13 protein-coding genes are annotated in these 14493 nt (G+C 51.8%); 5 read left to right on the forward strand and 8 right to left on the reverse strand.

Translation table 11 applies throughout. The annotated features are described in order from the left end of the window. Positions 1-6: 6 nt before the first annotated feature. The 4 genes from ACQ4MZ_RS17950 to ACQ4MZ_RS17965 all read right to left on the reverse strand — a co-directional run bounded on the left by ACQ4MZ_RS17950 (position 7) and on the right by ACQ4MZ_RS17965 (position 4521). Positions 7-255 carry an acyl carrier protein gene (locus ACQ4MZ_RS17950; RefSeq protein WP_430846939.1) on the reverse strand — a complete coding sequence of 83 codons (249 nt, stop codon included), beginning with the start codon at positions 253-255 and terminating at the stop codon, positions 7-9. Positions 256-537: 282 nt separating this feature from the next. Continuing rightward, positions 538-2157, reverse strand: coding sequence for an MFS transporter (locus ACQ4MZ_RS17955; RefSeq protein WP_430846941.1), 1620 nt, complete (start codon positions 2155-2157; stop codon positions 538-540). Next, entirely contained in the window at positions 2126-3178 is a 1053-nt protein-coding gene (locus tag ACQ4MZ_RS17960) for an HlyD family secretion protein (RefSeq protein ID WP_430846943.1), read from the reverse strand. The genes ACQ4MZ_RS17955 and ACQ4MZ_RS17960 overlap by 32 nt, the downstream gene beginning before the upstream one ends. 35 nt (positions 3179-3213) lie before the next feature. Then, the gene (locus tag ACQ4MZ_RS17965) at positions 3214-4521 is read right to left on the reverse strand and encodes a TolC family protein (RefSeq protein WP_430846945.1); all 1308 of its coding nucleotides are present in this window, start codon (positions 4519-4521) and stop codon (positions 3214-3216) included. Between the two features lie 211 nt (positions 4522-4732). Here ACQ4MZ_RS17965 and ACQ4MZ_RS17970 point away from each other — a divergent pair, with 211 nt between their 5' ends. From ACQ4MZ_RS17970 to ggt, 3 genes are all read left to right on the forward strand, one after another. Further along, complete coding sequence (locus tag ACQ4MZ_RS17970; RefSeq protein ID WP_430846947.1) at positions 4733-5554, forward strand: helix-turn-helix domain-containing protein; 822 nt, start codon at positions 4733-4735, stop codon at positions 5552-5554. Between the two features lie 188 nt (positions 5555-5742). After that, a complete protein-coding gene (locus ACQ4MZ_RS17975) occupies positions 5743-7140 on the forward strand; it encodes a Gfo/Idh/MocA family protein (protein ID WP_430846949.1) in 1398 nt (465 codons plus the stop codon). A 55-nt stretch (positions 7141-7195) separates the two neighbouring features. Continuing rightward, positions 7196-8920 carry a gamma-glutamyltransferase gene (gene ggt, locus ACQ4MZ_RS17980; protein ID WP_430847710.1) on the forward strand — a complete coding sequence of 575 codons (1725 nt, stop codon included), beginning with the start codon at positions 7196-7198 and terminating at the stop codon, positions 8918-8920. A gap of 47 nt (positions 8921-8967) precedes the next feature. Here ggt and ACQ4MZ_RS17985 read toward each other — a convergent pair whose 3' ends face one another. Beyond that, on the reverse strand, positions 8968-9342 hold the full coding sequence (locus ACQ4MZ_RS17985) for a hypothetical protein (RefSeq protein ID WP_430846951.1): 375 nt from the start codon (positions 9340-9342) through the stop codon (positions 8968-8970). Between the two features lie 191 nt (positions 9343-9533). Between ACQ4MZ_RS17985 and ACQ4MZ_RS17990 the strand changes: the two genes are divergently transcribed. Beyond that, entirely contained in the window at positions 9534-10718 is a 1185-nt protein-coding gene (locus ACQ4MZ_RS17990) for a thioredoxin family protein (RefSeq protein WP_430846953.1), read from the forward strand. A gap of 16 nt (positions 10719-10734) precedes the next feature. Here ACQ4MZ_RS17990 and ACQ4MZ_RS17995 read toward each other — a convergent pair whose 3' ends face one another. Further along, positions 10735-11856, reverse strand: a complete 1122-nt coding sequence (locus ACQ4MZ_RS17995) for an alpha/beta hydrolase family protein (protein WP_430846955.1) — start codon at positions 11854-11856, stop codon at positions 10735-10737. A 59-nt stretch (positions 11857-11915) separates the two neighbouring features. Here ACQ4MZ_RS17995 and ACQ4MZ_RS18000 point away from each other — a divergent pair, with 59 nt between their 5' ends. After that, positions 11916-12467 carry a TlpA family protein disulfide reductase gene (locus tag ACQ4MZ_RS18000; RefSeq protein WP_430846957.1) on the forward strand — a complete coding sequence of 184 codons (552 nt, stop codon included), beginning with the start codon at positions 11916-11918 and terminating at the stop codon, positions 12465-12467. Positions 12468-12566: 99 nt separating this feature from the next. On the opposite strand, the gene ACQ4MZ_RS18005 is transcribed toward ACQ4MZ_RS18000, so the two are convergent. Together ACQ4MZ_RS18005 and ACQ4MZ_RS18010 are read right to left on the reverse strand one after the other, a co-directional pair. Beyond that, on the reverse strand, positions 12567-13364 hold the full coding sequence (locus tag ACQ4MZ_RS18005) for an SDR family NAD(P)-dependent oxidoreductase (protein WP_430846959.1): 798 nt from the start codon (positions 13362-13364) through the stop codon (positions 12567-12569). A gap of 114 nt (positions 13365-13478) precedes the next feature. Further along, on the reverse strand, positions 13479-14477 hold the full coding sequence (locus ACQ4MZ_RS18010; RefSeq protein WP_430846961.1) for a 2-hydroxyacid dehydrogenase: 999 nt from the start codon (positions 14475-14477) through the stop codon (positions 13479-13481). Between the last annotated feature and the right edge of the window lie 16 nt (positions 14478-14493).

Consider the following 14493-nt stretch of genomic DNA (forward strand, 5'->3'; position numbering starts at 1 on the left):
CGGGTTTTATACTTCCTGGTTTTCTGCAATCCATTGGCTGGTGGCCGCGATGGTACGCATCTCCCAAAAAATGGAAGGGCTTAGTTCCATTCCGATGTATTCTTCCAGCTCCGTTGTGATGTTGACGAGAATGAGAGAATCTAATCGAAAATTAACAATGTCGGTATCGGGCGCAGCTTCGGAAGGATCTATTCCCGCGTGTTTTGAAATGTTGGCGGTGATCCATTCGGAGATTTCTGTAAAGGTCTTGGGCATGAGGGCGTCAAGTAGGGTGTACAAATGGTAATAATTGAGTAATGTACTATCAAAAATCGGGCTAAAAAAGCCGTGGCGCCCGATAATGCGATTTTGACGCCGGTAAAGTTAGTAACCGGTATAGGACTTGTTTTTCTGCGCAGGTACCTTCGAAACTACCGATTAATATTCTAGCCAGGCTTTCAGCAATTAATGCCGTGACGGACCGCTACCGGGCACTCGGTGGCGGTGACGAGTAATAGTAATCAGGCGGCTGGCATTCTACCGGCCGCCTGATTACTATTAAGTACCCCAAATCCTATTTTTCAAAATATCGAATGTCTGCCGCAAATGCCCATTGAGCGTTAGTAGTACCACTGCCCCCAGCATTGCATAGCCCACGTAGGTGAAAATTTCCATTTCGGCCAGAAGCGTGGTTTGGGTGGTGAGGCGCTGACTGAGCTGGCGGAATGCAAGGCCCATCGCCTGATCTTCCGAAAAGCCTTTTGCGACGAATCGGGCCGTTGAGCCGGCCAGCCAATGCTGCGTTTCGGCGCTTTCGGGGGTTAGCATTAGTTGTAATTTATTGTAATGCCTTTGCTGCAAGTTAACCATCGCATTTTGCATGATACAAAAACCCAATGTGCTGCCCCAAAACCTGCCGGTAACGCCGACCGTCCCTGAAAACGGTGCCAGATGTGAAGGCGTAGAGGACACGGTGAACAATACCAGCGGCACGAAGATCACACCCACACCGACACCCTGCAGGAGGTAGGGCACGGCAATGTCCGTTAGCGACACATCCGGTACGAACAGGAACGTGAACCATAGGTGATGAATGGCCAGTATCGAAAAGCCCAGCATGAAAATATACCGGGTAGCAACCGAGCGCGACATGCATGCCGCGGCGATCAGTATACCGGCCGCATTACCGGCTACATTCAGATATTGGATGTGCGCGACTCTTACCGGATCCCAGTTCCACACTTTTGTCATGGTATGATGGCACAGATTGAGCGTAGCCCTCGAAATATAGAAAACAATAAAAAGGAGCAAGCCTGTACGAAGGTTGGCATAGCGGAACACCGCGAAATCAAAACACGGGCGCTTTACAAGCTGTTGCCTTAAAATGAACAGGGCGGAGGTAACGGCCGCGCCGCCGCATGCCGCGACAATGAGCGGCGATTCGAACCAGTATCTTTTCTCCCCGTACACGAGCACGAACGCCCCGCACAGAATGGCCGCATGTACCAACACGAGGCTGGCCCAGTCGATCTGGAAGAGCGGTGTTTTGCGGTGGAAACGGTGCCCGTTGAAGATGAGCAACACCAATGCAACGCAAAGGAGCTGGAAAAATGCGGAGCCATAGGCCATATAGTTCCAGTCGTAATTTTCGAGCAGCCATACGGCGATGTTCATGATGAAAGGAGAGGCCATCAGCAGCATTCCATAAGTGAATGAAAACACGATGATGGTCGCATTCCTCGATTTGAAGCGGGTAAGCAATAGAATACGCAGCGGTACCCACGGAAGGGCCATCAGAACGCCCTCCGCCGCCCTGAGCATGAGGAACAGGACAAAATCGTGCGTGTATGCGGAGGCGACGAATGTAAGCGCGGCGAGCGTATAGATGGCGATAAAGTAATTGCGGGTCGGGAAATACCGGAAAATGCGGTTCTCGACGAGCAATGTAGCGAGGAACGTACCGTAGGTGACGCTCATCGCAAATTGCAGATCCTCCGGCTCGACGTCCAGGAAGCTGGCAGAATAGGTCATATTACTGGTGTATAACCCGAGCAGCACCATCGTATGTAGCATGCAGCATATCAGCACCGATTTGATGAGCCAATCGGGTACCCAGCTCTTGAAAACAGGCTGTTTGCTCACGGTATCAATGCTGGTGGGCAGCGGTAACGGTGACATTCATGCCTGCCCGGAGGAAGGCAGTTTGCGAACCGGGGTCGGTTAGTGCAATGCGTACAGGAATGCGCTGCTCGATCTTCACGAAGTTGCCGGTGGAGTTGTCGGGCGGCAGGATGGAGAACCGCGCGCCGCTTGCAGGTGAAAACGACTCGATCCGGCCATTGAAAGTGCGGCCACGGGAAGCGTCGGCTTTGAAAGTAACGGGCTGCCCGACCGACATATCGGCGATCTGCGTCTCTTTGAAATTAGCGGTGATCCATTTTTCGCGGCTCACCACCGATACCAGCGTTTGCCCTTCCTTCACGAGTTGTCCGGGCTGGATGGTTTTCCGGCCTACCCAGCCGTCGTAGGGCGCCGTAATGACCGTGTACGACAAATACAATGCTGCATTGTCGGCTGCCGCATTCCTCACCTCCATCATTGATTCGGCCACCGGCACCTGTGCGAGCGCCTCCGAAGTCGCCAGCTCCGACGCCCGGATGTTCCTGGTCACTTCTTCGTAATGCGCCTGTGCGGATTCGTAATCAGCCCGTACTTTCTCCACTTGCTGTTCGGTGGCCGCTTCCTCGCGCAACAGGGCTTCGTAGCGTTCATATTCCAGCTTCGTTTTCCAAACCAGCGTCCGGGCCGCGTCCAGTTGCGCCTGACCCACCGCTACATGGCTTTGGGTCGATGCGGCGTTTTTACGGGCGGCCGAAACATGGTGCCGGGCATTACTGATTTCGGCCGTAGCCATGCCCCAATGCGCCCGGTATTCGCGGTTGTCGATCACGATAAGCGTGTCGCCGCGGTGCACAAACTGGTTTTCTTCATACCGTACCTGCTGTACATAGCCAGTGATCCGGGTAGCGACGGGGGTTACATACTGGTCGACCTGCGCGTCGTTTGTTTCTTCGTAGTTGCTGTAAATGATTAAGAACCATATGCCCAGCCCAGCGCCAGCCAATGCGATCGCGCTGGCAATGACAGTTATGGCGGTATGGAACGGGCCGTGCTCGGCCGGGGTTTTGCGGATTTTCATGAGAATATGTTTTGAAATATGGGAGTAAGGGGGCCTCACGGCAACTGACCAGATGCGTACAACAGCCGCCGGTGTTTGACGGTGGTATTAATGCGGGCGGTCAGCAGATCGAAACGCGCTTGGAGGAGCGCATTGTCGGCGTCGAGCATTTCGGTGATCAGCGCGAGCTGGTGCAGGTATTTGAGTTTTACAATGCGGTAGTTTTCGGTCGCCTGGGTCACGGCCTTTTCTTTCACGGGAATGGTTTCGAGCAGATCCTTCAACTCGGTATAGTGCTTGAATACACTGTCCATTACCCGGTTTTTAACGATGTCTGTCTGCGCGTGCTGTGCCTCCGTACGCAGGCGTGCGATGTGCGTGTGGGTCTTGTTTTTATACAAATTGGAAAGACTGTAAGTAGCTTCCACCCCCACGCGTCCCAATGTATAGAGGTACGGATCGGGCGGGAAAAACATGTAGTTGGGATAGTTGAAACCATAGGAGGCAAACAGGTGGATATTAGGCAGGTAAGCAGCCCGTGTGATCCGCTGTTCGGTTTCGGAAACCGCCTCCATCTTTTCAGAAATGCGCATTTCATCTTTCGTAAGCGCTGCGCGGAGGTAGGAATGCAAATCTTCTGCCGGTACGGTGCTGTCAAGCAGGCGGGCTGTGTCGAGTTCGAGAGAAACCGCTTCCGGCATTTCCAGCAAAGTGTGCAAGTCATGCAGCACGATTTCGATATTGCTGCGATTGGTTGTGCGCGAGAGGCGCATATCGGAAAGTTGCAATTCGGCCCGTAGTACTTCGTTCCGGGTGACGGTACCGTGCGCTTTGAACGACCGTACCTCGGCAAGCCGGTCTTCCTCTTCCCGGATATGTTCCTGCAGCAGCTTGTCGAGCTCCATCATTTTGTAGGCGCTGAAAAACAGCTCCGTCGCTTCCATTTTTACATCGTTTTCCGTTTTCAGCACTGTCAGCGAGGCAATCTCTTCCTGCTGTCGGGCTTTCTGAATGGCATACCGGATCTTTCCCCCGGTATAAAGCGGCATTTTTGCGGAGCCGGTGAGGTCGGCAATCACGGGGATGGTATGGGTTACAACTTTGTCGTTCAGGCCGTGGCGGTATTCCGTCAGGTCGGTAATGCGGGCGTAGGATGCGTGAAAGTCGATTTCCGGCAGGCGCAGCTCTTTCTTTTCGTCGATGTCGGCCTCGGTCACCTCCCTTTTGATCCGTGCGTGCCGGATGTCGCGGTTATTAGCCACCGCGATTTTCAATGCCTCAGGCAGTGATAATCGCCGGGAGGTTTGCGCCTGCGTGGTGGAGGAGAGGAGCAGCGCACCCGCAAATACCGCACTGGCTGTCACGGGGCCTGGTTTGTAAGGGGTTGATAATGAGTAATGACTTCTTAAAGAAGATTTTGTTATGAATTGCACTTTGCGAAGTGTAAACTGCCAGATATTGGCCGCAGGTCTCATTGCGATAGGACTTATGAGTGATTTAAATTGTTGAGCAAAGGTGCGACGTTTTGATGTGGCTTTATTATCTTGCAAAGTCAAATATTTATCCATTTACGCCATGCCTAAAATCGACCGGATGTACTACCTTACAGAGGTCGATAAACAGCCTCGCAGTATTTATTGCATGCATGACCTGATGGGCGAAAACGACGTGGCCCCGCACGCGCATCATAAAGGCCAGTTTCTTTACACGCAGGGCGGGATCGTGCATGTGGTGACACCGCAAAAGACCTATTTTCTGCCGGCCCGGCATTATATATGGATACCTCCCGGCGTGGAGCACAGCATTCATCCCGGCTCGCCGGACGTGATCATGCGGAACCTGTATTTTCCGGTGGAATCCGACGACAAGCCTTTTTACTTTGAGACAGGCATTTATCCGGTGAACGACCTGCTCTTGCAAATGGTGATTTTCAGTAACCAATGGAGCGGGGACATCAACGAGGGCGACAAGAGCAGCTACTGGTTCGCGATGGCATTGAAATACATTTTACCCGAAATCAGCATGTATAACCTGCCGCTTGCATTGCCTTACGCAAAAGACAAGCGCCTCGACAAGGTGATACGATTTATGGAGGACAACCTGCAAGAGCCGATCGCCTTCCCCGAGCTCGCCCGCCGTTTCGGTTTCAGTGAACGCAGCCTTTCCAGGTTGTTTCACAAAGACCTGGCCATGTCGTTCGTCCAGTACCTGACCATCCAGCGGATGTTGCGCGCGTTGCGGTTTCTGCTTGAAGAGCGGATGTCGGTGAAAGAGGCGGCGGCGCTGGTCGGTTATAATAGTGTCCCGACGTTCAGCACTACCTTCTACAAAGTTGTCGGAATCCGCCCGTCCGATTATGTGAAGATGAATGATCTGTCACACGAAAAGTTGTTTTAACGGCACGGTTGAATAATTGGGTCGCCGATGAGGTGATCGAAGGCGTGGCGGACGGGTGTATGGGTTTGTGGGAAAAGTATTTTATCTTCCGGAGCATCAGACAATTATTGCGACATTCATGGGTGTAGACGCGTGCCATACGTTCACCATTTTGTACATCATTTCCTGAACTCAACTTATAATGCATCATGTCCAGCAACAATGACAACAACCGGAGAGGTTTTATCAAAAAGTTTACCGGCGGAGCCCTGTTGACCGCCGCCGCATCGGGGCCTCTGTTTGCAGGCGAGCGCATCTTCTCGCGGGAGCTTCCGTGGGAGAAGCCCAGGTTCGCTGCCAACGATAACATACAGATCGCCTGTATTGGTACTGGCATCATGGGAATGGGCGACACCCGTACCGCATTGAAAGTGCCGGGCGTGAAGCTCATGGCCGTGGCCGATTTGTACGACGGGCACCTTGTGCGTGCCAAAGAGCTGTTCGGCGATGACATTCAAACGACCCGCGACTACAACGAAATCCTCAGCCGCAAGGACATCGATGCGATCATCCTCGCCACGCCCGACCATTTGCATTCGCAGATCGGTATCCAGGCTTTGAAGGCCGGAAAGGCCGTTTACTGCGAAAAACCGATGGTACACAAGATCGAGCAAGGGTATGACATGATGAAGGCAGCGTCCGATTCGGGTAAGGTATTTCAGGTCGGCAGCCAGCGCGTGAGTTCCATTATTTATGCCAAAGCCAAAGAACTCTACCAGTCGGGCGCCATTGGCGAGCTGAATTTCGTGGAAGTATATTACGATCGCCATTCAGCACAAGGTGCGTGGCAATACTCCATCCCGCCTGACGCTTCGCCGCAGACCGTCGATTGGAACCGCTTCCTGAGCGATAAGGCCCCGAAAATGGCGTATGATCCGCTGCGTTTTTTCAGATGGCGCAATTACCAGGATTACGGCACGGGTGTAGCAGGCGATTTGTTCGTGCATTTGTTTTCAGGAATGCATTATATCCTTGATTCCAAAGGCCCCACGCGCATTATGACCAGCGGTGGCTTGCGGTACTGGAAAGACGGACGCGATGTCCCGGATGTCATGCTGGGCATTTATGACTACCCCAAAACGGCATCGCACCCGGCATTCAACCTTACTTTGCGGGTGAATTTTGCCGATGGCTCCGGTGGCGGATCGGGCTTCCGGTTTGTCGGTACCGACGGGCAGATCACGCTTTCAGGGAATACCGTAACGGTCAAGCGGAAGAAGATGGCCGCAGCGCCGGGCTACACAATCGATACGTTCCCGAAAGCATTGCAGGACAAGTTTTTGGCAGACTACAATAATAAGTACCCCTCGCGCCCTGAGATGTCCGAGCCCGACATGCAGGAATATAGGGCGCCGCAAGGCTACGACGACCGGCTGGATCACTTCGCGATATTCTTCGATGCCATGCGCAGCAATAAGAAAGTGCTGGAAGATGCCGTTTTCGGTTTCCGTGCCGCGGGGCCGGCATTGCTTTCCAACAAAAGCTATTTCGAGAATACCGTGGTGAACTGGGACCCCGAAACGATGAAACTCGGCAAAGTATCCTGACCGCCGGCACGTAACCGCCTGAATTTTACTACCCATGATTAAAATGAATTTCCGGATGATCGGGACGCTGCTGGCGTCCCAGGTCATCCTTTTGACGCACACCTCGGCACAGACGGGTCGTGGCGATCGTGTCAGCGGGTCCAATTTCGAATCGCGCAGCCCGGTGCTGGCTATGCACGGCATGGTCACCACGAGCCATCCGCTCGCTACGCAGGTCGGGCTCGATATCCTCAAAAAGGGCGGCACGGCTGTGGATGCAGCCATTGCGGCGAATGCTGCATTGGGTGTAATTGAGCCTAACAACTGCGGCATCGGCGGCGATTTATTCGCGATCGTATGGTCGGCCAGGGATAAAAAGCTCTACGGACTAAATGCAAGCGGCCGCTCGGCTCAGGGGCTTACGTATGAGAAACTGAAATCTGTACTGGGCGACGGGACACAAATGCCTCTGTATGGACCACTGTCCGTTTCGGTGCCCGGCGCTGTGGACGGCTGGTTCGCATTGCACGGACGTTTTGGCAAACTGAAAATGGCGGAGGTCCTTGCACCTGCGATCGCGTTTGCGCGGGAAGGCGCGCCGGTACCCGAGGTGATCGCTTACTCGTGGGATGTCGCGTACAAGCGCCTGAAAGAACAGAAAGACATTACAGAATTTGAAAATTTTGGTAAGACATTCCTCATTAACGGTGCCGCGCCGCGCCATGGGCAGGTTTTCAAAAACCCGGATCTGGCCGTTACCTATGAAAAGATCGCGAAGCAGGGGAGAGATGTGTTTTATAAAGGCGAAATAGCCGACCGGATCGATGCCTATGCGCGCAAAACAGGCATGTTTATCCGAAAGGAGGATCTGGCTGCGACGAAAAGTACCTGGGTGGAACCGGTTTCGGTGAATTACCGGGGTTATGACGTGTACGAGCTGCCGCCGAACGGACAGGGTATTTCCGTGCTGCAAATGCTGAATATCCTGAAACCCTATGATCTGAAAAAGCTCGGTCATAACAGTGCCGAGTACCTGCATTTGCTGATCGAAGCCAAAAAGCTGGCATTCGAGGACCGCGCCCGCTATTATGCTGACCCGGATTTTGCCAAAATCCCGTTGCAGGCCTTGCTATCCGACCAATATGCCGCCGAACGCCGGGCGCTGATCAATCCGGACAGGGCTTCTGCGAAGTTGCAGGCAAGTCAGTCGGTACTGAAAGACGGCGACACGGTGTACCTCACCGTAGCCGACGCCGAAGGCAATATGGTGTCGCTCATCCAAAGCAATATGCTCGAATTCGGCAGCGGGTTGGTGCCCGACGGATTGGGTTTTGTATTGCATAACCGCGGCAGCAGTTTCAGCCTCGCGCCCGGCCATGCCAATGTGTACGCGCCGGGGAAGCGGCCATTTAATACTATCATTCCGGGTTTTGTGCTCAAAGGCGGTATGCCGTTCCTTAGTTTCGGCGTGATGGGTGGCGCCATGCAGCCGCAGGGGCATTTGCAGATCCTCTGCAACATTCTGGATTTCGGCATGAATGTGCAGGAAGCCGGCGATGCCGCCCGTTTTGCGCATTCGGGTAGCAGCGAACCGATTGGAACTGTGATGTCGGACGGGGGAAAAGTGGCGCTCGAAAGTGGCATCCCGGCGCAGGTCCGTGAAGCATTAGTGCGCAAAGGCCACCAACTGGCGGATAAGGATTTTTTTGGTGGTTACCAGGCCATCCTGGTCGATCAGGCCGAAAAGGTGTACCACGGCGCGTCCGAAATGCGAAAAGACGGGCAGGTTGCAGGATATTGATGTTCCGGGGAACGTGCTTGTATAAACGTTCCCCGGGCCAACTTCCGTTATTTCTTAGGTTCTCTCACGGCTTTGATCGGGAAATCCCCGTATTGGGAAGACACGATGCCGGTTAGGGTATCGCCTTTTTGCATGAAACTGTATTTGAAGACCCCTGCCTGGTTCTCGACGGTGAACGCGACTTTTTCCTGATCTATCGTCAGCTCTTTCATCTCCTGCTTTTCGGTGTCTCCTACATATCCGGTGGTTTTGTCATCCTTTTGTTCAAATGTAAAAAAGCCCGATTCGTATTCCGGCGGGACGTCGCTGATCAGGTATTTCCATGTACCGATAAGATCCGCCGGTAATGCTGCATTTTTCGCTGCAATGGAAACAAGTCCGATTGCGATAACCATCAGGAGATAATAATGCTTTGTTTTCATTTGAATCAGAAGTTTAAGTTTGAAACCCTCGATAGACGTTCTAAAATAAAAAGAAATCCTGATTTTATTGTCGGATCCTATTTTCGGCCCCTCGCAGCATGGGATTCGGTCGTGTAGCGGCCCATTGATGTAACTGGTTGATAAATTAATTTTTAGATTAGCTTTGTAAAGCTTCCACATTGCTACCAGCTATGAAAAGAACCCTCTACTTGCTACTGCTGATTCTTGGCGCGCCTGCTTGCCGGGCGCAGGGAATTGATTTTGTTGCTACTTCCTGGGAAGAAACCCTTCGAAATGCAGAGAAAAGTGGAAAACCGATCTTTTTGTATGTCCGGGCAACTTCATGTCGATATTGCCGGCAAATGGAGAAAGAAGCTTTTCCCAATCCGGAAGTAACCGGTTACTATAACGGAAATTTTATCAACTGTAAAATCGACGTGGAGGACGGCGGAGCGGGGGAAGCGCTGGCGAAGAAGTACGGCATTAAGGGCTTTCCTACCTATTTGTTCCTGACTAAGGACGGTCAGAAACTCCACCAGAGTTCGGGTGCCAAACCGGCCGCCGATTTCATCCGGGACGGCCGGAATGCCTCCGACCCGAACACCGCATTGTTTCCGATGCTGGCCAGGTACGAACAAGGCGACAAATCGCCGGAATTGCTGTTCCATTTGAGTAACGCGTTGTCGTATTATACGGTCGATGCCAATCCGAAGGAAAAAGTAACGGAGGAGTATCTGGCCACGCAATCGGCTGACGAACTGGGATCGGAACGGAATTTAAGATTCATTTTTGCGGCCGATCTTGGCTTTAAATCGCCGGCGACGCTTTATCTCCTGCAAAACCAGCAGAAATTTGTGGGCCTGTTTGGTAAAGCAGATGTCGAAAAAGCTACGCAAAGAATTATGACCCGCACTGCAAACATAGCCGGCAGGACCAACGATCTCATATTAATGAGCGAGCTGAGAAAGGTTGCCGTCGATCATTTTGCAGATAGCATGAAAACACTATCGCTCCTGCAAATTTACTTCTATGGCGGGCGCCGCGACTGGCTCAACTATGGCCGGTCGACATTGCAATATGGAAATACGATTGGCACAACAGACTGGCAAACCATGTATGAAACGGGCATTTACCTTAAAACCTTTGCCAAAGATCCTGAGGCATTGAAAACGGGTGTCGAGATCATGGCCAAGGTTCTGGATCTGAACAAAAACTACGAGCATTTGTGTATCTATGCCCAGCTTCAAAAGAAATTGGGAAACAAAGAGCCGGCTCTTAAAGCCGCAGAGGAAGCGCTGAAAATTTCCGCAGATCAAGGTGAAGATGGCAGTGATGCAAGGGAATTGATCACCGAACTGACGGCTACCAATAGATAGGTATCTGCCTGATTCTTCATCTGGTTTGAACGGTAAGCCAATCCGATATGATGGCCAACGCTTTGGGCGAAAAGGTTTCTTCAATACCTGCATATTCACTGGGATGACCGGTTTTGCTTTCCTGAAAAAGATGGTTGAGATTCGGTAATTCTTTTACCGTCACATTTAAATTGCCGCCTTCTTTTAATGCTTTTGAAATAGCGGGGAGGTTTTGTTGTGCGTCTACTTGCAAATCTCTCGATCCATTCAAAGCCAGAACCGGACATGTTACTTTTTGAAAATATTGCGCAGGGTTCACATCATATAGAAATTGATACCACGGCCCACACATTGAATTAATTTGATTTTTAAAAAATTGCTCCGCTGTGAGACCCGGCGGGAGCATTTGGCTTGGATAATTCTTCGCTTTCGGTAACATATAGGCATTCAGATTGGCCCGTAATACAACGGTGTCCGGTGAATTCTTAAGTATTTCAAGCGCTTCGCTATTGATCTTTTTAATGAATGTAATTCCCTCCTGATCCACACCGCCTGCGCGTGCGATCAATTCCATTTGCAGCGCCATTATCTCGTGGCCGATAGCGCCCGGCCCGGCCAGAGAAACAACAAAATTGGCGTCCCCCGATTGCGCTGCGGCGATGGCTGCTACCAGCCCGCCTTCGCTATGCCCGACCAGGCCGATTTTATCGGGGTTAATTTCTTTTCTTGATTTCAAATAGGCAATCGCGCTTTTGGCATCCGTCGCGAAATCCACTGATGTTGCTGTGTGAAAATGGCCCGTTGATTTACCAGTTCCCCGGTCGTCGTAGCGCAAGACTGCGAAACCCTGGCGAGTGAGATAATCCGCGATGATAAGAAATGGTTTATGGCCGAAAACCGTCTCATCCCTGTCTTGCGGGCCGCTGCCGGTGACCAATACCACGGCAGGAAAACTGCCTTTCTTATCCGGTACGGTGAGAGTTCCCGAGAGCGAAATGTCCGCTTCGGTATTTTGAAAGGTTACGTTTTCGCTATAATACGGAAATGGTGGAGCCGGCTCCTGTGATTTTTTTACGACAGCCTTTTGAGATAAAATAATATAGGCAACACAACCGATTATCAAAGTGAAAAATATAGCGAGGGTAACTTTTTTATTCATGATAAACTTTTTAGGATATATTTAAAAAGTCAATATGTTTCAGCAAAAAATTTATGGATATGGCTTCAAAATTTATGCTCGCTTTTGGAATTGCCGTCGTCAATTTAATGCTTTTTTCAATCGGGTCCGAGATGCCAAATCCGTATTCGGGAGGTAAAGAGGGATCTTTTTTGTTAAAAGATACTAATTCCGTTCAATTGCAAGATATTTCGGGTAATGTATTGACCTTGGATGATGTAAAGCGACAACATCAAGGGAAAGTGATTTTTATTGAATATTGGGCGAGCTGGTGTGCGCCATGCCGCGAATTGATGCCGGCCTCGGAAGCAGTCAGGGCGGATGTAAAAGATTTGGAGGTCGCTTATGTGTATCTTTCCCTAGATTCCGACCATGACAAATGGATAAAGGCTTCGCGGGAGGAACGGATTAGCGATTATTCCCTTAATTATCGGGTCACGAACGGAAGAACTTCGGAATTTCTCAAGAAGTACAACATTAATTTCATACCGCAGGCGATGGTACTCGGCAAATCAGGGATGGTGCTGAACACAAAACTGGTGCCGGGCGCCAAGACGCTTGTTCCATATCTGACCAGTCTGTCCAGGAATTAGCAGCGCCCTAAGCAAAAGGTCCGGACAGGTAATCAGCGGCCTGTCCGAATCTTTTGATCACCTCTTGAAATGGGTTAAGCCAGTAGTTGGCAATATCTTTTATAAACTTCTGACAGTCCCGCCGTCTACGCGGATCACCGCTCCGCTCACGTAGTTGGCCAGTGGGCTGGTGAGATACAGAACCGCCCCGGCGATTTCTTCGGGGAGGCCAAACCGCCCGGTGTCATTGGGGATCAGGTCCTGCACGGCTTTGTATTTGATTTCATCCAACTCGGTGCCCCAGCCAAACCCGGGAGCGGCATTGACGAGCCATTCTTCCACCATCGGGTTCATAATAGCGCCCGGAGATACCACATTGGAAGTGATGCCGGTTTCTTTCAATTGCCGGGCCAGCGAAACCGATAAATTATGCCGTGCGGCCAGGGTCGCATTGTAATGCGGTTGTTCCTTGATCGGCTGAACGGCGAGCCCGCCGCCGATATGGATCACGCGGCCCCAGCCCAGCTCTTTCATCTGTGGCACGATACGGCGGATCATCCGCACATAGGAAACCACGTTCGCATTATAAACCTCCATCCAGTCGTCCGCCGTAGCGTCCGACCAGTTTTTGTGGCTCACCACGCCCGCGTTGTTCACGAGGATATCAACGGCGCCACCTTGTAACGCTGTTGCAGCGACCGCATCGGCGCCTTCGTCCGTTGCCAGATCGCCGATTGCCACTTCTGCCTTGCCGCCTGCTTTTATCATGTTTTCCGCGACCTGATTGGCGCGTTGTTCGTTCCGTCCGTGCACAATGACCGTCGCGCCTTCGTCTGCCAGCATCCGGGCGATTGCCTCACCCAGCCCCGAACTCGCCCCTGTCACCAGCGCGCGTTTTCCGCTTAATTGAAAATCCATTTTTGCTTTTTTTGAATGAGTAACTGATTGCGAATACAAAATTCGTCGCTCGGCAACTGCTTCGTTTTGCTGGGAAGTTCAATTTACTTTGTTGAAAAGCGCAGGGCGGTGGATCTAGACAAGTACCGCACCCGCTTGCTCCGGTTCCTGTCCGTGAAGTATCCGGTCGATGTTTTGTAAAGTGACCTGGGCGATTTCCATCATCGCTTCCTCGGTGAAAAATGCCTGGTGGGCGGTCACAAGCACGTTGGGAAAACTCATCAGGCGCTGGATGGTGTCGTCCTCGATAATGCTTTCCGAAAGATCTTTGAAGAAAAGCTTTTCTTCCTGTTCGTAAACATCGATAGCCAGGTTCGCCAGATGTTTACTCTTGAGGGCTTCTATCGCATGGGTGGTGTTGACCAGCCCGCCGCGGCTCGTGTTGATCAGCGTCACGCCGGGCTTCATTGTCGCCAGGGTACTTTCATTGATCAGGTAATGCGTGACGGGATTGAGGGGGCAATGCAGGGAAATGACATCGGCCGAGCGGAGTACCTCTTCCAGCGGCTTGTACTCGATTCCCGCCAGTTGGAGTTCGGTGTTCGGGTAGAGGTCGTAAGCCACGACTTTACAGCCGAAACCTTTCATAATCCTGCAAAACGCGCCGCCGATTTTGCCCGTTCCAACCACGCCGATCGTCTTGCCGTGTAAATTGAAACCGAGCAGCCCGTTCAATGAAAAGTTCTGTTCCCGCACGCGGTTGTAGGCCTTGTGCGTCTTGCGTATGAGGGTGAGCAGCATGGCCACCGTATGCTCTGCCACGGCCTCGGGCGAGTATTCGGGCACACGGCATACGCGTATCCCGTGCAGGCGGGCGGCTTCCAGGTCCACATTATTAAACCCGGCACATCGTAATGCAATCACTTTCACACCCTTTTCGGCCAGGATGGCAATCACTTCCGCATTCACTTTGTCATTCACGAACACGCAAACCGCCTCCTGTCCATCTACGGCATTGACGATATGCGGTCCCAAATGCGTTTCCAGATATTCGATTTCGAAACCGTGGAAACGGTTGTACACATCGAAAAACTGCTTGTCGTATGGCTTGGCGGAGAAGAACAGGATTTTCATATCGTAAAAATAGAAG

This window comes from Dyadobacter sp. BHUBP1, from assembly GCF_050587785.1.
In the GTDB taxonomy this organism is placed as follows: Bacteria; Bacteroidota; Bacteroidia; order Cytophagales; family Spirosomataceae; genus Dyadobacter.